Genomic DNA, 19530 nt, shown 5'->3' with positions numbered 1-19530 from the left:
ACGCTGGCGGTTGTCTTCAGGGTTTGGCGCGGTGCTCCTCGAAGCGCGGCATGATCTCGACGAAATTGCAGGGGCGGTGGCGGTTGTCGAGCTGCCACTTCAGGATGCCGTGCCAGGCGTCCTTGCAGGCGCCCGTCGAGCCCGGCAGGCAGAAGATCAGCGTGCTGTGCGCGATGCCGCCACAGGCGCGCGACTGGATCGTCGAGGTGCCGACCGACTGAAACGAGATCTGATGGAAGAGGATCGAGAAGCCGTCGATCTCCTTCTCGAACAGCGGCTTTACGGCCTCGGGCGTGACGTCGCGTCCCGTGAACCCCGTGCCGCCCGTCGTCAGCACCACATCGATGCCCTTGTCGGCAATCCAGTCCGCTACTTGCACACGGATGGCGTCGGTGTCGTCCTTCAGCAGCTTGCGGTCGGCGACGGTGTGGCCCGCCTCGGTCGCGAGCGCCGCGAGCGTGTCTCCGGACTTGTCCTCGGCCAGCGTGCGCGTATCCGACATGGTCAGGATCGCGATGCTGAGCGGGATAAAGGGGCGTGTCTCGTCGAGGCGGGTCATCGGGCGGCCGGTCTCCGGTGGTTCTGTTTCCTTGAATAACGGAAATTCGGTGCCGCAGGATCAGCTCGCCGAGCCTTGATCAAGCGCGGTCTGGACGGCGAGCAGGTCGCGCCAGGCCTGACGCTTGGCGGCCGGCGTGCGCAACAGATAGGCCGGGTGCAGCGTCGCCATGGTCTGGACCGGATGGCCGCCGACCTCGATCTGGCGCCATTTACCCCGGATGCGCATGATGCCGTCCGTTGTGCCGAGCACTTGCTTGGCCGCCGCGCCGCCGAGCAGCAGCACGACCTCCGGATCAACCAACTGCATCTGCCGTTCGAGGAACGGACGACATACCTGAGCCTCCTGCGGCGTCGGCGTACGGTTGCCGGGTGGACGCCAGTAGACGACATTGGTGATGTGGACGTTCTCTTCCTTGAGGCTGATCGCGGCGAGCATCTTGTCCAGAAGCTGGCCGGCGCGCCCGACGAAGGGTTTGCCTTCGAGATCCTCCTCGCGGCCCGGCGCCTCGCCGATGATCATCAGGCGCGCCTGCGGAACGCCGCGGTAGAAGCAGAGGTTCTTGGCGGTCGCCTTGAGGCCGCAGCCGTCGAAGGCGGCCAGCGCCGTCTCGAGCTCCTCAAGGGTGGCGGCCTTGCCGGCGAGCGAGCGTGCCGCGAGCTCGGCGGCGTCGGGCGGCGTTGCGCTGAAGCCGGGCCTGGCGTCGGCGCGGGAGGTGACAGCCCTCTCTCCTTGTGGAGGCGAGAAGAGAGGGGGAGATTCTCGAACCTGTGACGGCGGGGTTCCCCCCGGCCTTAGCCGCTCCCCGCCAGGGGGAAGGGAATCTGCGTGGCGGTCGGCGGCTGCAGAAGGTAGACGGAATGCCGCGCCCGGGGCCGCGTCGCCCTGCGCGAGCCAGTCGACAGGCTCGTCGGCGATAGCCGTATCGACGCCCATCTCGCGGTACCAGTCGAGGAGCGTTGCGGCGAGGGCGCGCATGTCGGCATCAATCTGCATGGTGCGGCACCTTACTCCATCCCGCGATCCTTTTGCACGCTTCGGGCGTTATCCTCGGGTTGCGCTTGACGCATTCTTGAATTGGGACCAAACCGGCAACGGGCACTAGCGGATAGGATCAAGATATATGGCGCGAGGCGATGCTGACCTTCCTGAGCGGGAGGCCATGGAGTTTGATGTTGTGATCGTCGGGGCAGGCCCGGCCGGGCTCGGCGCAGCGATCCGCATCAAGCAACTCGCAGCCGAGAAGGGCGAAGATATCTCCGTTGTCGTACTCGAAAAGGGCAGCGAGGTCGGTGCCCATATCCTGTCAGGCGCGGTGATCGATCCCGTCGGCCTCAACCGACTGATCCCGGATTGGCGCGAGAAGGGCGCCCCGCTCACGACGCAGGTGACCGAAGACCGCTTCCTGGTGCTCGGGCCGGCCGGCGATATCCGCTTGCCGAATATCCTGATGCCGCCGCTCATGAACAACCACGGCAACTACATCGGCAGCCTGGGGCTCGTGGTGCGCTGGCTTGGGGAGCAGGCCGCTGAACTTGGCGTCGAGGTCTATCCGGGCTTTTCCGTCAACGAAGTGCTCTACGACGAGAGCGGTGCGGTCGTCGGCGTGGCGACGGCGGACATGGGTGTCGGCCGCGACGGCCAACCACACGACGGCTTCACGCGCGGCATGGAGCTGCGCGGCAAGTACACGCTCTTCGCCGAGGGCGCGCGCGGCTCCCTGACCAAGACGCTGATCCGCAAGTTCGACTTGGCGCGGGATTCCGAGCCGCAGAAGTACGGCATCGGCCTCAAGGAGCTGTGGGAGATCGCTCCGGAGAAGCACCGCCCCGGTCTCGTGCAGCACACGTTCGGCTGGCCGCTCGACGGCAAGACAGGTGGCGGATCGTTCCTTTATCACTACGGGAACAACCTCGTGGCCGTGGGCTTCGTGGTCCACCTCAATTACGACAATCCGTATCTGTCGCCCTACGACGAGTTCCAGCGCTTCAAGACGCACCCCATCATCCGCCCGGTGTTCGAGGGCGGGCGGCGCATCGCCTACGGCGCGCGGGCGTTGACCGAAGGTGGCTGGCAGTCGATTCCGAAGCTCGCGTTTCCGGGCGGCGCGCTGGTTGGCTGCGCCGCAGGTTTCATGAACGTGCCGCGCATCAAGGGCAGCCACAACGCCATCCTGTCTGGCATTCATGCGGCGGAGGCGATCGTCACGGCGCTCGGCGCCGGCCGTGCGCACGATGTGCTCGAGACTTATGAAGCCGACGTGCGCGCGGGTGATATCGCGCGCGACTTGAAGCGTGTGCGCAACGTCAAGCCGCTGTGGTCGCGGTTCGGAACCGTCCTCGGCGTCGGCCTCGGCGGCCTCGATATGTGGATGCGCACCCTTCTGTTCGGCTGGTCGCCGCTCGGGACGCTCAAGCACGGCAAACCAGACTACGCATCGCTCAAGAAAGCGCGGAACGCAGAGCCGATCGTCTATCCGAAGCCGGACGGCGTTCTGACCTTCGACAAGCTGACGAATGTGTCCTTCTCGGCCACGATCCACGAGGAGGACCAGCCGGTCCACCTTGTGCTCAAGGATCCTTCAATCCCGATTGACCTCAACTTGCCGGAATTCGCCGAGCCGGCTCAACGCTATTGCCCGGCCGGGGTTTACGAGGTGGTGCGCAACGACGCAGGGGAGCCCCTGTTCCAAATCAACGCCCAAAACTGCGTCCACTGTAAAACCTGCGATATCAAAGATCCGAGCCAGAACATCACCTGGGTTTGTCCGGAGGGGGGCGGGGGCCCAAACTACGCCGAGATGTGAGGGGCCTTGGGTGCCGGCATACCGGAAGTTTCAGTTAATTCGCTTCGGATAGCCGTTTAACCGGAGTCGCCAAGCGGTCGGAAGGTTTGCTACTCTCCACCGATGTCGTGCTGGGCTTGACGAAGAGGACCGTCGGAATGAGCGCTCGCCGTGGCCGGATTGCTGTCATCCTTCCGCTCCTGGCCGCAGGACTGATCGTCACGACATGCCCGGTTCGGGCGGAAACCACCGAGCTCAGCGAGCCGTTCGATGGCGCGCATTCGCTGGTGGGTAGCTATCTTGCCGGCCGGTTCGCGCGGGCGCAGAACGATGCGGCGGAAGCGGCGGAGTTCTATCGCAACGCGTTGACGCACGACCCTCAGAACGAGCTTCTGCTGGAGCAGGCCTTCCAGATCGAGGCGAGCCGTGGGGATTGGCCGCGCGCGTTCAAGCTGGCCGAGGATCTGGTCGGCGTCCAGAAGACCCATCGCATGGCGCAGCTGGCGCTGGCGCTGCGCGACTTCAAGGCCGGTGCCTGGCGCAAATCCGAAGAGCATTTCCGTGCGGCCGGGTCGGGTCCGATCGGCGAGCTGACGAGCGCCATGGGCTTAGCTTGGCTTGAACTCGCGCAGCAGGATACCTCGGGTGCCTTTGCACGGCTCGATCTGCCGAAGCAGGCCGAATGGGCTCAGTTTTTCCTGCGCTATCATCGCGGGCTTGTTGCGGACATCGCCGGGCGTCGCAACGACGCGCGCTCCGCGTTCGAGCGGATCTATGCGCAGGACGCGCGGACGTTGCGCACCGCGCTCGCCTACGCACGTCATGAAGCTCACGTCGGGGATCGCAAGCGGGCTTTGGCGATCGTCAACGAGCAGATCAAGCGCTCGCAGGGCGACGGGCACCCACTGCTGCGCAGCCTCAAGGTCGCGCTCGACTCGGGCCAGAAGATCGATCCCATCGTGACGACGCCGTCCGAGGGCTTGGCGGAAGTGTTCTATGGCCTGGGCGAGGCGCTGATCGCCGAGGGCGCCGCCGGTGTCGGCGTGCTCTATATGCAGATGGCGCTCTATATCGAGCCCGACCACCAGTTCGCGCTGGCGGCTCTGGCGAGCGCCTACGAAGGCAACAAGCAGTACGCCGAAGCGATTGCCACCTACAACCGCATCCCGTCGACGAGCCCGCTCGCGACGGCGGTCGAAATCCGCAAGGCGTTCAATCTCAACTCGCTTGAGAAGGTCGAGGAGGCCAAGGAGACGCTCGAGCGTCTGCTCAAGGACAAGCCGCCGGCCGCTGCTACGGACGAGGCAGGCAAGACGAAGCCGGCCGCGGACGCGGGTGCAATCCCGGATAACGAGGTTCTGCGGCTCGGCAAGCGCGGGCCGGCCGTCGAGAAGCTGCAGACGGCGCTGAAACAGCTCGGCTACGAGATCGAGACGGCCGACGGGCGGTTCGGAGACGCAACGCGCCGCGCCGTCATGGCCTTCCAGGCGAACAACAAGATCAAGGCCGATGGGGTCGTCGGCCCGGCGACCTTCCGCGCCATTGTCAGCGGCGGCGCGACCGGGGTCGCTACGGCGGGTGCAGGCGGTGATGGTCCCTTGCCGCTGACGGTTTCCGATCGTCTCGAGATCCTGGATGCGCTCGGCAACATCATGCGCTCGCGCAAGCACTATGCCAAGGCCGTGCCCTACTATGATCAGGCGCTTGGGCTGATCACCAAGCCCGAACGGCGGCATTGGGTCTACTACTACGCGCGCGGGACGAGCTACGAGCGGCTCAAGAACTGGGATGCCGCCGAGGTCGATCTCGAGAAGGCGCTCTCGCTCTATCCGGATCAGCCGCTGATCCTCAACTATCTCGGCTATTCGTGGATCGATCAGGGGCGCAAGCTCAAAGAGGGCATGGCGCACATCGAGAAGGCCGTGGCGCTCAAGCCCGACGACGGCTACATCGTCGACAGCCTCGGCTGGGCCCATTACATGCAGGGCAACTTCGAGGAGGCTGTGCGCTATCTCGAGCGGGCCGTGGAGCTCAAGCCCGACGATCCGGTGCTCAACGACCATCTCGGCGATGCGCTATGGCGCGTCGGGCGCGAGCGCGAGGCGCGCTATCAGTGGGAGCAGGCACTGACGCTGAGCCCGGAGCCTGACGACGAGGTCAAGATCCGCAAGAAGCTGCAGGTTGGTCTCCTCGGCGTCGAGGCACCGCAGCCGCTCAAGAATTCGAAGCAGGCCGCGCGGTCGGGGGATACCGACAAGTAGGTGGCTTTTTTGCCGCCCTCCGGCGGTGGTGTCTCGGGGGGCGGAACGTAGCGTATGGCCACAATTCGAGAATTCGCGCCCGCTAAAATCAATCTCACGCTCGGCGTAGCCGGTCGGCGGGACGATGGCTTTCATCTTCTCGAGAGCCTTGTCGCCTTCGCGGACCTTGGGGACGTGCTGACACTCGACACCGTGGGGAATGCGGGGGTGCAGATCACGGGGCCGATGGCGGACGGCCTCGCCGGCCCCGATATTCTCGCGCGCACGCTGGCACTGGTGGAGGAGCGTGCTCCCGAGCTCGCACGCGGCGCCGTCCATCTTGAAAAGATCTTGCCGGTGGCGGCTGGCGTCGGCGGTGGCTCGGCGGATGCGGGCGCGCTTTTGCGCGCCTTGTACCGCGCCAACGGGCCCTTGTCGGAAGGCGTGGACTGGCATGGTCTGGCGCGCTCGCTCGGGGCCGACGTACCGGTTTGCCTCGAGGCGCGGTCCCTTTGGATGACCGGGGTCGGTGAGGACCTGTTCGAGATCGAGAACGGACTGCCGGTTCTCCAAGCGGTGCTGGTGAATCCGATGGTCGCCGTGCCGGCCGACAAGACCGCGCGCGTGTTTCGGGTGCTCGATGCAGGTCCGGTGCGCGAGGGATACGTGCCGCCCGTCGCTCCGCAGTTCGCGGATCGCGAGGCGCTGCTTCAGTTCATGCGTGCAAACGCCAACGGGCTTCAGCGCGCGGCGGAAGAGATCGTGCCGGAGGTCGGCGTTGTGCGGGACGCGCTCGCTGCCCTGCCTGGCATCGAGTATGTCGGCCTCTCGGGGGCGGGGCCGACATCGTTTGGCATCTTTCCGAACCGAGAGGCGGCAGAGGCGGCGCGCGCTGAGCTCGCCGCCGTGCACCCCGGCTGGTGGACCATTGCCGTGAAGCTCAGCTGAAGCGCTTTCGCCGCGCTAGTGGGCGCGCGCGATGCAGAAGTCGATGACGTCCTGCATTGCGCCGCGCTCGCGGCTCTCGGGGAAGATCGCGAGCGCGTCGGCGGCGATCGAGCCGTAGGAGCGCGCGCGCTCGAGCGTTGCCTCGATGGCCTTGTGCTTCTGCATGAGGCCGATGGCGTGCTCGAGATCGCCGTCTGCAATCTCACCTTCGACGATAGTGCGGTTCCAGAACGCGCGGTCGCGGTCATTGCCGCGGCGGAACGATAGGATGACCGGCAGCGTGATCTTGCCTTCGCGGAAGTCATCACCAACGGACTTGCCGAGGCGCGAGCTGTCGCCGTAATAGTCGAGCGCATCGTCGACAAGCTGGAAGGCGAGCCCCAGGTTGCGGCCGTAGGAGCGGAGCGCCGCCTGCTCGTCCGCCGGACGGCCGGCGATGGCTGCGCCGACCTCGGCTGCTGCCGCGAACAGGGCAGCCGTCTTGGCGTCGATGATCGAGAGGTAAGCGTCCTCGGTGGTGGCGGTATTCTTAGCGGCGGCGAGCTGCATCACCTCGCCCTCGGCGATCGTCGCCGCGGCGTTGGAGAGAATGCGTAGTACCGGCAGCGATCCGACGTCGACCAGCATGCGGAACGCCTGGCCGAGCAGGAAGTCGCCAACGAGGACGGTCGCCTGGTTGCCCCAGATCAGTCGCGCGGTCTTACGGCCGCGGCGCGTGTCGCTCTCGTCGACCACGTCATCGTGCAGCAGCGTGGCAGTGTGCATGAACTCGATGGCGGCAGCCGTCTGCACGTGGCCGCGGCCCGTGTAACCGCAGAGCTTCGACGCGGCGATCGCGAGCATCGGCCGCAGTCGCTTGCCGCCGGAGGCCACGAGGTGATGGGTGAGCTTCGGAATGAGGTCGACGTGCGAGACGGCCTTGTCGAGGATGATGCGGTTGATCGCATTCATGTCCTCTTCGACCAGCTCGAGGAGGGGGGCCAGGCTTTGTGAGGGCTCGCGTGCCTCGTCGAGGGGGACTACAACTCCCACGGTCGTTTCCTCAGTTTGTTTACAACGGCTTCTTGATATCTAATGAGCCAGCGCACCATAACCAGTGTTGGAGCTGTGCGCACCGAAAAACGAGGTGACGAGTGACCCTGCTGATGGCGGTCAGCGATGACGCGTTCCTGGACGGCCGGCTCAGGATCCTGCAACCCAAGGAGGGTTACCGGGCCGGGCTCGACGCCGTCTTGCTCGCTGCTGCCGTCGCGGAGAGGGCCGGCCGTTCGTTTCGCGTTCTCGACGCCGGCGCAGGGGTTGGAACGGCGGGGCTTTGCGTCGCGTGGCGGTGCCCAAACGCCCGTGTCGTGCTCGTCGAGCGTGAGGCCGAGCTTGTCGCTCTGGCGCGCGAAAATGTGCTCCGAAATGGTCTCGATGGGCGCGTCACCGTCGTGATGGCCGATCTTGCCGATGTGTCGCAGGCTGAGCTTTCCGCACAGGGGATTGCCGAGGCGAGTTTCGATCAGGTGATCGCCAATCCGCCTTATCACGCCGAGGGCGCCGGCACGGCCGCGCCGCACGCCCTCAAGGCTGCCGCGCACGCCATGCCGGAGACGGGGCTCGGAGACTGGTGTCGCTTCCTGGCGCGCATGACGCGGCCTGCGGGTGAAGCGCTGATCGTGCACAAGTCGGATGCGCTTCCGGATCTGTTGGCTGCGCTTTCCGGACGCTTCGGTGGCCTTGCGGCGTTGCCGCTCCATTCCTTCGCCGGCGCGTCGGCTTCGCGCATCCTACTCAGAGGTATCAAGGGGTCGCGGGCACCGTTCCGGCTTGACGCGTGGCTCGTTCTGCACGATGCGGAGGGCCGTTTCACGCCCGGCGCGGAGGCCGTGTTGCGGCTTGGCCAATCTCTGGCAGCCGCCTATGGACTGCCGTCGTTTCCGTCCAATGACGGGCAGAGGCGCGGCCGGACCGCAGAGCAAAAGAGCGAGAGGGTTTGATCGATGGGTTGGTTCAACCGCGGTCCCGTGGTTCCCGTGTTGCGGCTCTCTGGGCCCATCGGCATGGCGGTTCCACTCAGGCCCGGTCTTTCGATTGCCTCACTCGCGGGCCCGATCGAGAAAGCGTTCTCGATGTCGAAGGCGAAGTCCGTGGCGGTGGTCATCAACTCGCCCGGCGGCAGCCCGGTGCAATCCAACCTTCTGTTTCGCAGGCTGCGCCAGCTTGCAGAAGAAAAAGAGAAGAAGGTCTACGTCTTCTGCGAGGATGTGGCAGCTTCGGGTGGCTACTACGTGGCGGCCGCGGGTGATGAGATCTATGCAGATCCGTCGTCTATCGTAGGCTCGATCGGTGTCATCTCGGCGAGCTTCGGCTTCGAGCGTGCGATCGAGAAACTCGGCATCTCGCGCCGCGTGTACACGGCCGGCACGAACAAGGGTTCGCTCGATCCGTTCCGGCCCGAGAACGAGGATGACGTGGAGCGTCTGCGCGCGATCCAGCGCAGCGTGCACGACGTGTTCATCGGCGTGGTGAAGGACAGCCGCGGTGCCCGCCTCAAAGGACCCGATGCCGAGCTCTTTTCCGGGGCGTTCTGGTCGGCGGCGCAGGCGCTCGACCTGGGGCTGATCGACGGCATCTCGGACGTGCGCACGAAGATGCGCGAGATCCACGGCGAGAATGTGCGGCTCAAGGTGGTGCCGGTCGAGCGCGGCTGGCTGGCCTCACGTTTGCGGCGGCTTCCGTCCATATTTGGCGGGGGCGGCTCCGATAGTGTGCTGGGTCTTGCTTTCGCCGATGAACTGGTGTCGGCTGTGGAAATCCGGGCGCTTTGGTCGCGCTTTGGATTGTGAGGTGCAAGCCCGGAGCTGGTTATGCCCCACGTTTTCGCCCTTCTGATCGCAGGCGCCGGTCTCTATGCGGGCTACCGGTGGCTGTCGCGCACGCTCGCCGACGCGCAACGCACGGCGGTCAAGCGCGAGGCTGAGCTGCGTGACGCCATGGCGCGGCGCGGCGGAGCACCAAAGGATCTCGGGACGCTCGAGTACGATCCCGAGACCGGCGTCTACCGCCCGCGCTCCGAGTAGCTGGCTACTTTTCACCCAGCTCCCGCGCGAGGGCTTCGTAGAGCTGGCGCGTCCCTTCCTCGCGTTCAGACACCGCGTCGTGTCCGTCGAGATAGGCGCCTTGCTCTGTGAACAAGAGCTTGGTGCCTTTGCCATTCGATCTCAGCTCCGTGGTCGCGAGCGACGCCGAGATACGCGTGTCGCCGATCATCATGGCGTAGCTCGCAATGATGCGTTCGTCAGGAACGATGTCGTAGAAGACAGCATCGTAGCGGATGAGGTCACCGCCCTTGAAGCGGAAGCTCGACGACTCGGTGCCGCCGATGCGGAAATCCAATTCGTAGGTCTCGATATCCCAGCCCTCGCCTTCGGCGAACCAGCGCCGCTTGATGATGGGATCGGCGAAGGCGTGGAACACCTTCGCGCGGGGTGCCTCGTAGGTGCGCTCGATCTTGAACGTGGCATGCGTGACGGAACGGATGATGGCACGATCACTCATGACTTGGTTTCCTTCCCTTGCTCGTCATCCGGTAGCGTCGCCAGAAGATCGCCGAGGCGGTCGAAGCGGCGCTCCCACAGCCCGCGGCGCTGATTGATCCACTTCTCGGCCATGCTGAGTGCCTTCGGCTCGACGCGGCAGGTGCGCACGCGGCCGACCTTTTCCGTGCGCACGAGCCCGCTTTCCTCGAGCACCTTCAGATGCTGGACGACGGCCGACAGCGTCATGTCGAGCGGCTCGGCAAGCTCGCTGACCGAGGCCGGGCCTTTGATCAGGCGGTCCAGCATGGCGCGGCGGCCCCCGTCTGCGAGGGCGTGATAGAGGCGGTCGAGCTGGGTCGATTGCTGAAGCATACGCTTAAGTATCCTATCCGACGGATAGGTGCAAGAACAGTTTAGCGATCTCTTTAGTGTTTTGGTTTGGAAGCCCCTGGGGACGTGGCCTTTGTCCTCCGTCGGGCCGGGGTGACAGGGCGGTGCGAATGCGTATAGTGCGCCGCTTGCAGCAAATCGCGGCCGCATCCCCCATGTCAAAATCCTCGACCCGGACTGCCGAACCAAAACCTGCCGCCGGCCTGCCGGCGCTCAAGCCCAAGGAGAGCTTTCAGGATCTGATCCTGACGCTCGAGCAGTTCTGGGGAGCGCAAGGCTGTGTCGTGCTGCAGCCCTACGACATGGAGGTCGGCGCCGGCACGTTCCATCCGGCGACCACGTTGCGCTCGCTCGGCCCACGCCCATGGAACGCCTGCTACGTGCAGCCGTCGCGGCGGCCGAAGGACGGGCGCTACGGCGAGAATCCGAACCGGCTTCAGCACTACTACCAGTTCCAGATGATCATGAAGCCGTCGCCGGACAACATCCTGGACCTCTATCTCAAGAGCCTCGATGCTATCGGTATCGATACGCGCCTGAACGACATCCGCTTCGTCGAGGACGACTGGGAGAGCCCGACGCTCGGCGCGTGGGGGCTCGGCTGGGAGGTCTGGTGCAACGGCATGGAGGTGACGCAGTTCACCTACTTCCAGCAGGTCGGCGGGTTCGACTGCAATCCGGTCGCCGGTGAGATCACCTACGGGCTTGAGCGGCTCGCCATGTATGTTCAGGGTGCTGATCGTGTCTTCGATCTCAACTTTAATGGTCGCCACGACGACAAGAAGCTGACCTACGGAGACGTTTTTCTCCAGGCGGAACAAGAATATTCGCGTTTCAACTTCGAGTACGCGGATACGGCGCTTCTGCTGCAGCACTTCCGAGATGCTGAAAAGGAGTGCAAGGCACTGCTCGAACGGGGGGCGGCCGACGGCAGGCATCTTCTTGCGCTGCCCGCATATGACCAGTGCATAAAAGCATCACACATCTTCAATCTTCTCGATGCACGGGGTGTGATCTCCGTTACCGAGCGACAGGGGTATATCCTCCGTGTGCGTGAGCTCGCCAAGGCGTGCTGCGCTGCGTGGCTTGAGACTGATGGAGGCCGTTCGTGACGGAAACTCATATTGGCTTACTTGTAATTGGCGTGCCGGCGCTCCTGATCGGCGGCATTCTGCTCGGCCGCTGGCGGCCCGTGCTGTGGTTCTACGTCGTGGCTCTGGCGGTTGGCCTTGGCTATCTGGTGACGACTGGCGCCGTCGAGGACGTCGGCAAGACGGTGATCGAGACCATCGGAACCGAGCCGGAGGCGACGCCTGCTGCGGCACCGGAACCGGCGGCTGCTCCTGAGCCGGCCCCCTCGGCCGCGCCGGAACCTGAACCCGCGCCTGCTCCCGAGCCCGAACCGACACCCGCTCCGGAAGCTGCTCCGGAGCCAACTCCCGCTCCCGAGCCAACGCCGGCCCCGGAGACCCCGCCAGCCGAGGCTCCGGCGCCGTAACCGTTCGCCGATATTTGCGACTTTTTGCTCAGGGCCGGGAACGTGCTTGCCGCACGTTCCCGGCCTCTTTCCTTCCGGCGTCCATGTTGCGGGTTGCCCGGCCGCAGCGGCGCCCGTATGTCTCTTGCTCGCTCCCGCTTCGCGCGGCGCAAATGCGGTTTTTCAAGAGGCGTCCATGGCCGAACTTCTGCTCGAGCTCTTCTCCGAGGAAATTCCCTCGCGCATGCAGGCGCGGGCGGCGGAGGATCTCAAGCGCCTGGTGACGGAGGGGCTTGTCGCGGCAGGGCTTGCGGTCGGCGAGGCACACAGCTTCGCGACACCGCGGCGTCTCGCGCTCGCGGTCGAGGACGTGCCGGCGGAGTCGCCTGCCGTCTCCGAGGAGCGCAAGGGGCCGCGCGTCGGCGCGCCGGAAAAAGCCGTCGAAGGTTTCCTGAAAGCGGCCGGGCTTGCTTCTCTCGATGAAGCCGAGATCGTCAAGGACGAGAAGAAGGGCGACTATTACGTCGCGCGCACCAACAAGCCGGGGCGGCCTGCGGCGGAGATCGTCTCCGAGGTGATCGCGGCAGTGGTCGGCCGCTTTCCGTGGGCAAAGTCCATGCGCTGGGGCTCGGGCACGTTTCAGTGGATCCGGCCGCTGAAGTCGATCGTGTGCCTGATCGACGGGCGCGTGGTGCCGCTGGAGGTGGCAGGGCTCAAGGCGTCGAACGAGACGCGTGGACACCGCTTCCACGGCAACGAGCCGTTCGTCGTGTCGAGCTTCGAGGACTATGCCGAGAAGCTTGCCGCTCATGCCGTGGTGCTCAACGCGGCCGAGCGCACCGAGGAGATCCGCGAGCAGGCGGAGTCGCTCGCGCACAAAGCCAAGCTCGAACTGATCGCAGACGAGGCGCTGCTCGCGGAGAACGCCGGACTCACCGAATGGCCGGTCGTGCTGATGGGGACGTTCGATGAGGAGTTCCTCGACGTGCCGGCTGAAGCGCTGATCACGTCGATGAAGGCGCATCAGAAGTGCTTCTCGCTGCGCGATCCGAAAACGGGCAAGCTCGCCAACAAGTTCATTCTGGTTTCGAACCTCACGGCGCCGGACGGCGGGGCGCAGATCGTGGCCGGCAACGAGAAGGTGATCCGCGCGCGGCTGTCGGATGCGAAGTTCTTCTGGGAGCACGATCTCAAGCGTCCGCTCGACGAGATGGCGAGCGCGCTGGAGGGGATCACGTTCCATGAGAAGCTCGGCACGCAGGCCGAGCGCGTGGCGCGCATCAAGGAGCTCGCGTTTGAGATCGCGGGCGCGGTGGATGCCGATCCGCAGGACGCGCGGCGCGCGGCGGAGCTTGCCAAGGCCGATCTCGTGTCAGGCATGGTCGGCGAGTTCCCCGAGCTGCAGGGGCTCATGGGCCGACGCTATGCGGAGCATGCGGGCACCAAGCCCGAGATCGCGCGCGCCATCGAGCTGCACTACAAGCCGAAGGGCCCGACCGACACGGTGCCGAAGGAGGAAGAGGGCGACGCGGTGGCGATCGCCGTGGCGCTGGCGGACAAGCTCGACACGCTCGTTGGATTCTGGGCCATTGACGAGAAGCCGACGGGCTCGGGCGATCCGTATCAGCTTCGCCGCTCGGCGCTCGGCGTGATCCGGATCGTGATCGAGAACGACCTCAGGGTGCCGCTTACGCGCGCGTTCGATCTGGCCTACGGCCAGCTCAAGCAGGCCGTTTCCAAGAAAGGCAATTTGTTCCTGTTCGCCAAGGTGGCGAACGACCAGACGCAAGACGAAGCGCTGCGCTCGACCTGGGCGGACGCAGAGGGCGGCACGGGTTGGGACAGCGTCATGGTTTGGTCCGTTCCGACGCCCGATGTGTATCTGAAGGACAGGAAGATAGAGATCCCGCGCGAGACGCTGGTCGGGAGCTACACGCCGCAGCCTCTGCTTGGACAGGATCTGCTGTCGTTCTTTGCGGATCGGCTGAAGGTCTATCTCAAGGACAAGGGCGCGCGGCACGATCTCATCGACGCGGTGTTCTCGCTCGGCGGACAGGATGACCTGGCGCTGATCGTGAAGCGCGTCGCGGCGCTCGGTGCGTTCCTGCAGACGGACGATGGCGCGAACTTGCTGGCGGGCGTCAAGCGCGCTTCGAACATCCTCGCCATCGAGGAGAAGAAGGACAAGACGAGCTACGCGGGTGAGCCCGACGCGACGCTGATGACAGAGCCCGCCGAGCGTGGCCTCTACGCTGCCATCGCCAAGGTCAAGTTCGACACGCAGGCGGCGATCAACGTCGAGAACTTCGCCGGCGCGATGAAGGCGCTCGCCGAGCTCAGGGCTCCGGTCGATCTCTTCTTCGATAAAGTGACGGTCAACGACGCCGATCCGCGGCTGCGGGAAAACCGGCTGAAGCTGCTCTCTGAGATCCGTGCCGCGACCCTCACGGTTGCCGATTTCTCCAAGATCGCCGGCTGAGGGCGGTACGTAGTAGTCCGTACGTTCCCAAGAACGCGATTCAAGGTACCCTTCTTAGGTCTTGAAGAGGGGGCGAAAAATGGGAAACGCCTGCCAACCGACGACGTTCAGCATCGCCAAGGACGGCAAGTACCACGATGCTACGTACACCGTAGAGGGAGACGTTGTTTCCGTTCTTTATTGGGGGCGTGACGGCGTCACCCGGCGCGAGGCGCAGACCACCGATCCTTTGCAGCCGCAGCAGACGGCTTGCCAGCTGCTCAGCGAGATGATCGAGACGCAGCCCCAGATGAGCTAGCCTGAGGGTCAGCGCATATAGAAAGCCCCGCAGTCTTCGGAGCGCTGCCGGGGCCTTGTGCTTTTCTCAGGCCCCGCGTGAGTGTCTTACGCTGTTATCTGTTGCTCGGCGTCCTCGTAGGCGGCGGTCGCGCTGAGCCAGGCTTCCTCCGCATCCGCGAGCCGTTTTGCCGTCTGTCCGCGCTCCTGCGACATGCGGCTCGCCTTCGCGGCGTCGGCGTAGAGATCGGGCGAGGCGAGCTCGGCGTCGAGCTTCGCGAGTTCCGTGGTCAGCTTCTCTACGGTCTTCTCCGCTGCCTGCATGGCCTTCTTGAGCGGCGCCAGCTCGGCGCGCTTGTCGGCTGCAGCCTTACGCTGCTCGGCGCGGCTGGTGCGTGTGTCTGAGTTCGCCTCGGTGCTGGACGCGCGGCGTTCGGCGCGCGGCGAGCGAGACTGCAGCAGCTCGGCGCGGTAGCTGTCCATGTCGCCATCGTAGGATTTCACCGTGCTGTCGGCGACGAGCCACAGCCGGTCGGCGGTTGCTTCCACGAGATGGCGGTCGTGGCTGATCAGGATGACCGCGCCTTCATACTCGGCGATGGCGTGGATCAGCGCCTCGCGGCTGTCGATGTCGAGGTGGTTGGTCGGCTCGTCGAGGATCAGGAGATGGGGCGCATGGAAGGCGGTCAGCGCCAGCAGCAGACGCGCCTTCTCGCCGCCTGACAGGTTCCCGCATTTTGTATCGGCCTTGTCGGCACCGAAGCCCCAGGTGCCGAGGCGGGCGCGCCGCTGCGCTTCCGTTGCCTCCGGCATTAGCTTGACGACGTAGTCGAACGGCGTTGCGAGGGGGTTCAGCTCGTCGAGCTGATGCTGGGCGAAGTAGCCGACGGTGACGCGGCCGGCGCCGAACGCGTCACCCGAGAGCGGTGTGAGCTTGCCGGCAACAAGCTTGGCGAACGTCGACTTGCCGTTGCCGTTGGCGCCGAGCAGCGCGATGCGGTCGTCCTGGTCGATGCGCAAGTCGAGGCCAGTGAGGATGGGGTGCGCAGGATCGTAGCCGGCGGACGCCTTCTCGATGCGGATCAGCGGGCTTGCGAGCGGCTTCTCGGGGCTCGGCAGCGCGAACGGCGCGACGCGATCCTCCACCTGCGCGGCGATGGGCTGCATCTTGGCGAGATACTTGACCCGGCTTTGGGCCTGCTTGGCCTTCGTGGCCTTGGCCTTGAAGCGATCGATAAAGGCCTGGATGCGCCGGCGCTCGTCATCCTGCTTCTTCTTCAGCTTCAACTCGAGGCGCTGCTTGGCGCGGCGCGTTTCCTCGAAGTCGTCGTAGCCGCCGCTGTAGAACGTGAGCTTGCCGCGGTCGAGATGCAGGATGGCTTCCGCGGCGCGGTTCAGGAGATCGCGGTCATGCGAGACGATCAGAACCGTATGCGGGTAGGACTTCAGATAGCTCTCGAGCCATAGCGTGCCCTCGAGATCGAGGTAGTTGGTCGGCTCGTCGAGCAGCAGCACGTCGGGCTCGAGGAACAGGATGGACGCCAGCGCGACACGCATGCGCCAGCCGCCCGAGAAGGCGCGGCAGGGCCGCTGCTGGGTTGCTTCGTCGAAGCCGAGGCCGGCGAGGATGCTGGCGGCGCGCGCGGGGGCTGCGTGGGCGCGCATGTCGGCGAGGCGGATCTGGATCTCGGCGATGCGATGGGCGTCAGTCGCGGTTTCGGCTTCGGCGAGAAGCTGGACACGCTCGGTGTCGGTCGAGAGCACCCAATCGATCAGGCTTTGCTCGCCGCCCGGCGCCTCCTGCGCGATGCGGCCAATGCGGGCGCCGCGCGGAATGGTGATGCCGCCCTGGTCGGCGTGAAGATCGCCGGCGATCAGTTTCAGAAGCGTCGACTTGCCGGCGCCGTTGCGGCCGACGAGCCCGACCTTATATCCCGTCGGAATGGCGGCGGTGGCGTCTTCGAGGATCGGCTTGCCCTCGATGCGGTAGGTCAGATCGTTGATGTGCAGCATGTCCGGCTTTTTTTGGAGTCTGGGTCACGTTTTCGCGCGAGCATAGGCGCTCGCGTCTCGCACGATCCGGCTCCAGGCCAATAGCCGGTCAGGACGTGGTTGTCACGCCGGCTAGGCTTGAATGTTGAACCACTTGAGGAGAGCCCGCATGGCGAGATAGCTGGCGGTGGTCACGGCGATGGAAATCGCCACGCTGGGAACAAAGGCGATGCCCCGGCGCAGCAGCAGCGGCAGCACGAGCAGCAGCGTCAACGAGGGCAGGATCAGCCAGAAGATGCCATTGGCGAGAGCCGCGACCTTTTCGGTGTCGCGGGTATCGGCGTAGAGCCAGATCATCGCCAGAAGCGAGGTCAGCGGGAGAGAGGCGAGTGTCGCCCCTAGGACGATGTTGCGCTTCGCAGCTTCCGAGGCGGCGACGACCAGGACGCTCGTCAGGGCGACCTTCGCGAGCTGCTCGATCATGGCATTGCTCGGCTAGCCGGAGATCACAGGCTTCAGGGTTTCGAACAGAAGCCGCTCCTGTGTGCTTGGATCCTGGATGGCAAGGTGTGCCGTGAACCAGTCCTTCAGCATGTTGCAGACCCGGGAGCGCGGGGCTTGGGCCAGCGCCTTGGGATTGGCGAAGAGCTGCATGTCGGCCTGCGTCCACCCGAGACGCCCAAGCTCTCCCGCGAGCACGTCGTAATCGGTCTTGATCGGCGCCGCATGCTCGGCGGGCTGCTTCTTGCCCTCGGCGATGGCGCCGACGATGGCAACGATCTGCGCATCGATTTGCGTGCTGCGCGACGGGTCGTCGAAGCGGGCGACGATCGTCGGGCTCGATTCCCCCTTGGAGATGAAATCGTAGCAGCCGTCGCCGCTTTCCTTGGACAGCGTGTCTAGGTTGGCAAGGAAGGCCGAGGCCAGCTCCTTGTGGCGCGGCGTGCTGGCGGCGAGCGCATGCTTGGCGTTCTCACGACGCAGCGTCACCAGCTCGCTCACCAGATAGCGTGTGATCTCCGATTGGTCGGTCTGCTGGGCGGAGAGACGCGCGATCTCGGCGAGGCGGGTCTGATACCAGTCCGGGAACTCTTGCTTCACCGCGATCCACATGTTGCGGCCCTGCAGCCGGCGATCGATGTCCTCGACCGAGGGGGCCGCAGTCGCGGCCGTCTCCATGGGCGATGCCTCGGGCGTGGCCTGCGGAGGCGGCTGCGGTGGACTTCCGGACGGCACTAGGTTGGCCGTCGCAGTGCTCGTCTCGACGTCCGAAGAGCCGTCGTCGAGCATGTAGCTGAACATCTCGTCGGAGTACTGGCTGCTGAGCCAGGCGCCGGCACCCGTCAGGGCCAGGAGCGATGCAGCGATGAGCGCGAATTTGCGTCCGCGCGAGGGGGTGGGTGTGGGCTCGCGCGTCTGGGCGGCGAAATCCGCGGGCCGGCGGCTGTCGGTGGTGAGGCGTGGGCCGGGACCGGGGCCGATTGTTCCGGTCAGCGCGGGATTTGGGCCGGGAGCTGGTCCCGCACCGGGACCGGGGCCAGGGCCGATGCCTGCCGGTCTTGCTGCTCCGGGCGCTGCGGCGAAGGCCGGTTCTGCGCGGGTTGTCGGCGAGCCGAGCGGGCGCGATGCGGGCTGACCCGTGCGCGGGGTCTCATTTTGTGGGCGCCAGCTCTCCTGAGCTGCGGCCGGTGCGAAGCTCGCGAACTGCGGCTCGGGGCTTTTTGGTGCGGGCGATGCGGCCGGCTGGTCGGCGGCCGTCGCTGCCGGCTTCGCGGTTGGGGCCGCGGATGGCGACGGCGCGGCGGACGCCGGAGCGGTGGAGGTGGGCTGAGCCTGCGTCGGGGCTTTGGGTGCGGCTGGCGCCACGAGCTCGGGGAACACGGACGATGCTGTGCGCCAGTCGGTGAAGCCTTGGCGCCAGACGAGGTCCGTCCCTTTCAGATGCGTGAGTTCGAGCAGTTTCTTGAGCTCGAGGTCCGATACGGGCCCGTGCTGCTTGCCGTCACGGGCGATGAACCATTGAATGTCTGCGTCTGATCCGCTCATACCTGCTCATACCATGAAGTCAAAAAGCCGGTCCAAGACTTCACCGCCTCGAACCGATGCAGGCCGATCCTTATGAACGCGTTCCTCTTCCCCGGTCGCGCCCTTCGTGCGTTCAACGATCCACAATTGTCCCTCGCAGCTCCAGTTGTTTTTCACACGGAAGTCATGGACGGCGGGGACAGTCTGTGCATTCTGCGCACTTTGAGGTCTGATCAACATTGAATCCGGGCTTTTGCAGGGCATTTGAGGCCGTTTCCCGGCTTCAAATGCAGCCTGCGTTAAGGCGCCGCCTTCTGGCGAGTCAGCAGGCATCCTATAAGCCGCCCCGACTCACTCAAAAAATCAGACCGCAACGAGGCATAAAGAGACGAAAGATGGCCAAAGAGCGCACATTCTCAATCATCAAACCCGACGCGACCAAGCGCAACCTCACCGGCGAGATCAACGCCGTGATCGAGGGGGCGGGCCTGCGCATCGTTGCGCAGAAGCGCGTAAAATGGACAAAGGCTCAGGCCCAGGAGTTTTACGCCGAGCACAAGGAGCGCCCCTTCTTCAAGGAACTTGTCAGCTTCATGACCTCCGAGCCGATCGTTCTGCAGGTGCTCGAGGGCGAGGATGCCGTTGTCAAGTATCGCGAGATCATGGGCGCAACTGATCCGGCAGAGGCCAAGCGCGGCACCATCCGCAAGAAGTTCGCGATCTCGAAGGGTGAGAACTCCGTTCATGGCTCGGACAGCCCGAAGTCGGCTGCGCGCGAGATCAAACTCAATTTCATAGCCAAGGAAATTGTCGGCTAAGCGCGGTTCGTGCTTCG

The 19530-nt window shown here is 65.2% G+C and carries 19 protein-coding genes; 11 read left to right on the top strand and 8 right to left on the bottom strand.

Features of this window, described 5'->3' with window-relative positions:
- Nucleotides 1-16: 16 nt before the first annotated feature.
- Nucleotides 17-559, bottom strand: coding sequence for a molybdenum cofactor biosynthesis protein B (gene moaB / locus CS1GBM3_RS09690; RefSeq protein ID WP_072394946.1), 543 nt, complete (start codon nt 557-559; stop codon nt 17-19).
- Between the two features lie 60 nt (nt 560-619).
- Entirely contained in the window at nt 620-1555 is a 936-nt protein-coding gene (locus tag CS1GBM3_RS09685; RefSeq protein WP_072394944.1) for a uracil-DNA glycosylase, read from the bottom strand.
- Between the two features lie 166 nt (nt 1556-1721).
- On the opposite strand from CS1GBM3_RS09685, the gene CS1GBM3_RS09680 reads away from it, so the two are divergent.
- The 3 genes from CS1GBM3_RS09680 to CS1GBM3_RS09670 all read left to right on the top strand — a co-directional run bounded on the left by CS1GBM3_RS09680 (nt 1722) and on the right by CS1GBM3_RS09670 (nt 6532).
- Nucleotides 1722-3365, top strand: coding sequence for an electron transfer flavoprotein-ubiquinone oxidoreductase (locus CS1GBM3_RS09680; protein WP_139247870.1), 1644 nt, complete (start codon nt 1722-1724; stop codon nt 3363-3365).
- Nucleotides 3366-3502: 137 nt separating this feature from the next.
- Nucleotides 3503-5605, top strand: coding sequence for a tetratricopeptide repeat protein (locus CS1GBM3_RS20110; protein WP_072394940.1), 2103 nt, complete (start codon nt 3503-3505; stop codon nt 5603-5605).
- A gap of 54 nt (nt 5606-5659) precedes the next feature.
- Complete coding sequence (locus CS1GBM3_RS09670; RefSeq protein WP_072394938.1) at nt 5660-6532, top strand: 4-(cytidine 5'-diphospho)-2-C-methyl-D-erythritol kinase; 873 nt, start codon at nt 5660-5662, stop codon at nt 6530-6532.
- Nucleotides 6533-6547: 15 nt separating this feature from the next.
- Here the strand turns inward: CS1GBM3_RS09670 and CS1GBM3_RS09665 are convergent, their stop codons facing one another.
- Entirely contained in the window at nt 6548-7483 is a 936-nt protein-coding gene (locus CS1GBM3_RS09665; protein WP_244534699.1) for a polyprenyl synthetase family protein, read from the bottom strand.
- A 182-nt stretch (nt 7484-7665) separates the two neighbouring features.
- Here CS1GBM3_RS09665 and CS1GBM3_RS09660 point away from each other — a divergent pair, with 182 nt between their 5' ends.
- The 3 genes from CS1GBM3_RS09660 to CS1GBM3_RS09650 are packed head-to-tail and all read left to right on the top strand — an operon-like array spanning nt 7666 to nt 9597.
- Entirely contained in the window at nt 7666-8514 is an 849-nt protein-coding gene (locus CS1GBM3_RS09660; protein ID WP_244534612.1) for a tRNA1(Val) (adenine(37)-N6)-methyltransferase, read from the top strand.
- Between the two features lie 3 nt (nt 8515-8517).
- The gene (locus CS1GBM3_RS09655) at nt 8518-9363 is read left to right on the top strand and encodes a S49 family peptidase (protein WP_072394932.1); all 846 of its coding nucleotides are present in this window, start codon (nt 8518-8520) and stop codon (nt 9361-9363) included.
- Nucleotides 9364-9384: 21 nt separating this feature from the next.
- Entirely contained in the window at nt 9385-9597 is a 213-nt protein-coding gene (locus CS1GBM3_RS09650) for a hypothetical protein (protein ID WP_072394930.1), read from the top strand.
- 4 nt (nt 9598-9601) lie between these two features.
- Here the strand turns inward: CS1GBM3_RS09650 and CS1GBM3_RS09645 are convergent, their stop codons facing one another.
- Nucleotides 9602-10075: an SRPBCC family protein gene (locus tag CS1GBM3_RS09645; RefSeq protein WP_072394928.1), complete on the bottom strand. Its 474-nt coding sequence runs from the start codon at nt 10073-10075 to the stop codon at nt 9602-9604.
- Nucleotides 10072-10428: an ArsR/SmtB family transcription factor gene (locus CS1GBM3_RS09640; protein ID WP_072394926.1), complete on the bottom strand. Its 357-nt coding sequence runs from the start codon at nt 10426-10428 to the stop codon at nt 10072-10074. Before CS1GBM3_RS09640 ends, CS1GBM3_RS09645 begins: the two co-directional genes overlap by 4 nt.
- Nucleotides 10429-10601: 173 nt before the next feature.
- On the opposite strand from CS1GBM3_RS09640, the gene CS1GBM3_RS09635 reads away from it, so the two are divergent.
- The 4 genes from CS1GBM3_RS09635 (at nt 10602) to CS1GBM3_RS09620 (ending at nt 14700) form a co-directional block, all read left to right on the top strand.
- A complete protein-coding gene (locus tag CS1GBM3_RS09635) occupies nt 10602-11558 on the top strand; it encodes a glycine--tRNA ligase subunit alpha (RefSeq protein WP_072397388.1) in 957 nt (318 codons plus the stop codon).
- Nucleotides 11555-11944, top strand: coding sequence for a hypothetical protein (locus tag CS1GBM3_RS09630; protein ID WP_072394924.1), 390 nt, complete (start codon nt 11555-11557; stop codon nt 11942-11944). The genes CS1GBM3_RS09635 and CS1GBM3_RS09630 overlap by 4 nt, the downstream gene beginning before the upstream one ends.
- 175 nt (nt 11945-12119) lie before the next feature.
- A complete protein-coding gene (glyS, locus tag CS1GBM3_RS09625; protein ID WP_072394922.1) occupies nt 12120-14402 on the top strand; it encodes a glycine--tRNA ligase subunit beta in 2283 nt (760 codons plus the stop codon).
- Nucleotides 14403-14481: 79 nt separating this feature from the next.
- Nucleotides 14482-14700, top strand: a complete 219-nt coding sequence (locus CS1GBM3_RS09620; RefSeq protein WP_072394920.1) for a hypothetical protein — start codon at nt 14482-14484, stop codon at nt 14698-14700.
- A gap of 86 nt (nt 14701-14786) precedes the next feature.
- On the opposite strand, the gene abc-f is transcribed toward CS1GBM3_RS09620, so the two are convergent.
- The 3 genes from abc-f to CS1GBM3_RS09605 form a co-directional block, all read right to left on the bottom strand.
- Nucleotides 14787-16691 carry a ribosomal protection-like ABC-F family protein gene (abc-f, locus tag CS1GBM3_RS09615; RefSeq protein ID WP_072394918.1) on the bottom strand — a complete coding sequence of 635 codons (1905 nt, stop codon included), beginning with the start codon at nt 16689-16691 and terminating at the stop codon, nt 14787-14789.
- A gap of 111 nt (nt 16692-16802) precedes the next feature.
- Nucleotides 16803-17153 (bottom strand): DUF3147 family protein, encoded by a 351-nt coding sequence (locus tag CS1GBM3_RS09610; RefSeq protein WP_072394916.1) that lies wholly within the window; start codon nt 17151-17153, stop codon nt 16803-16805.
- 12 nt (nt 17154-17165) lie between these two features.
- Nucleotides 17166-18716, bottom strand: coding sequence for a DUF4339 domain-containing protein (locus CS1GBM3_RS09605; RefSeq protein ID WP_072394914.1), 1551 nt, complete (start codon nt 18714-18716; stop codon nt 17166-17168).
- Nucleotides 18717-19090: 374 nt separating this feature from the next.
- Between CS1GBM3_RS09605 and ndk the strand changes: the two genes are divergently transcribed.
- On the top strand, nt 19091-19513 hold the full coding sequence (gene ndk / locus CS1GBM3_RS09600) for a nucleoside-diphosphate kinase (protein ID WP_072394912.1): 423 nt from the start codon (nt 19091-19093) through the stop codon (nt 19511-19513).
- Nucleotides 19514-19530 lie beyond the last annotated feature (17 nt).

The sequence above is a fragment of the Hyphomicrobium sp. CS1GBMeth3 genome, from assembly GCF_900117455.1.
Classification (GTDB): domain Bacteria; phylum Pseudomonadota; class Alphaproteobacteria; order Rhizobiales; family Hyphomicrobiaceae; genus Hyphomicrobium_C.
This window is presented reverse-complemented; position numbering and strand designations above follow the sequence as displayed.

Coding starts and splice junctions, on each gene's coding strand:
- moaB (WP_072394946.1), bottom strand. CDS start 559: ATGACCCGCCTCGACGAGACACGCCCCTTTATCCCGCTCAGCATCGCG.
- CS1GBM3_RS09685 (WP_072394944.1), bottom strand. CDS start 1,555: ATGCAGATTGATGCCGACATGCGCGCCCTCGCCGCAACGCTCCTCGAC.
- CS1GBM3_RS09680 (WP_139247870.1), top strand. CDS start 1,722: ATGGAGTTTGATGTTGTGATCGTCGGGGCAGGCCCGGCCGGGCTCGGC.
- CS1GBM3_RS20110 (WP_072394940.1), top strand. CDS start 3,503: ATGAGCGCTCGCCGTGGCCGGATTGCTGTCATCCTTCCGCTCCTGGCC.
- CS1GBM3_RS09670 (WP_072394938.1), top strand. CDS start 5,660: ATGGCCACAATTCGAGAATTCGCGCCCGCTAAAATCAATCTCACGCTC.
- CS1GBM3_RS09665 (WP_244534699.1), bottom strand. CDS start 7,483: ATGAATGCGATCAACCGCATCATCCTCGACAAGGCCGTCTCGCACGTC.
- CS1GBM3_RS09655 (WP_072394932.1), top strand. CDS start 8,518: ATGGGTTGGTTCAACCGCGGTCCCGTGGTTCCCGTGTTGCGGCTCTCT.
- CS1GBM3_RS09650 (WP_072394930.1), top strand. CDS start 9,385: ATGCCCCACGTTTTCGCCCTTCTGATCGCAGGCGCCGGTCTCTATGCG.
- CS1GBM3_RS09645 (WP_072394928.1), bottom strand. CDS start 10,075: ATGAGTGATCGTGCCATCATCCGTTCCGTCACGCATGCCACGTTCAAG.
- CS1GBM3_RS09640 (WP_072394926.1), bottom strand. CDS start 10,428: ATGCTTCAGCAATCGACCCAGCTCGACCGCCTCTATCACGCCCTCGCA.
- CS1GBM3_RS09635 (WP_072397388.1), top strand. CDS start 10,602: ATGTCAAAATCCTCGACCCGGACTGCCGAACCAAAACCTGCCGCCGGC.
- glyS (WP_072394922.1), top strand. CDS start 12,120: ATGGCCGAACTTCTGCTCGAGCTCTTCTCCGAGGAAATTCCCTCGCGC.
- CS1GBM3_RS09620 (WP_072394920.1), top strand. CDS start 14,482: ATGGGAAACGCCTGCCAACCGACGACGTTCAGCATCGCCAAGGACGGC.
- abc-f (WP_072394918.1), bottom strand. CDS start 16,691: ATGCTGCACATCAACGATCTGACCTACCGCATCGAGGGCAAGCCGATC.
- CS1GBM3_RS09610 (WP_072394916.1), bottom strand. CDS start 17,153: ATGATCGAGCAGCTCGCGAAGGTCGCCCTGACGAGCGTCCTGGTCGTC.
- CS1GBM3_RS09605 (WP_072394914.1), bottom strand. CDS start 18,716: ATGAGCGGATCAGACGCAGACATTCAATGGTTCATCGCCCGTGACGGC.
- ndk (WP_072394912.1), top strand. CDS start 19,091: ATGGCCAAAGAGCGCACATTCTCAATCATCAAACCCGACGCGACCAAG.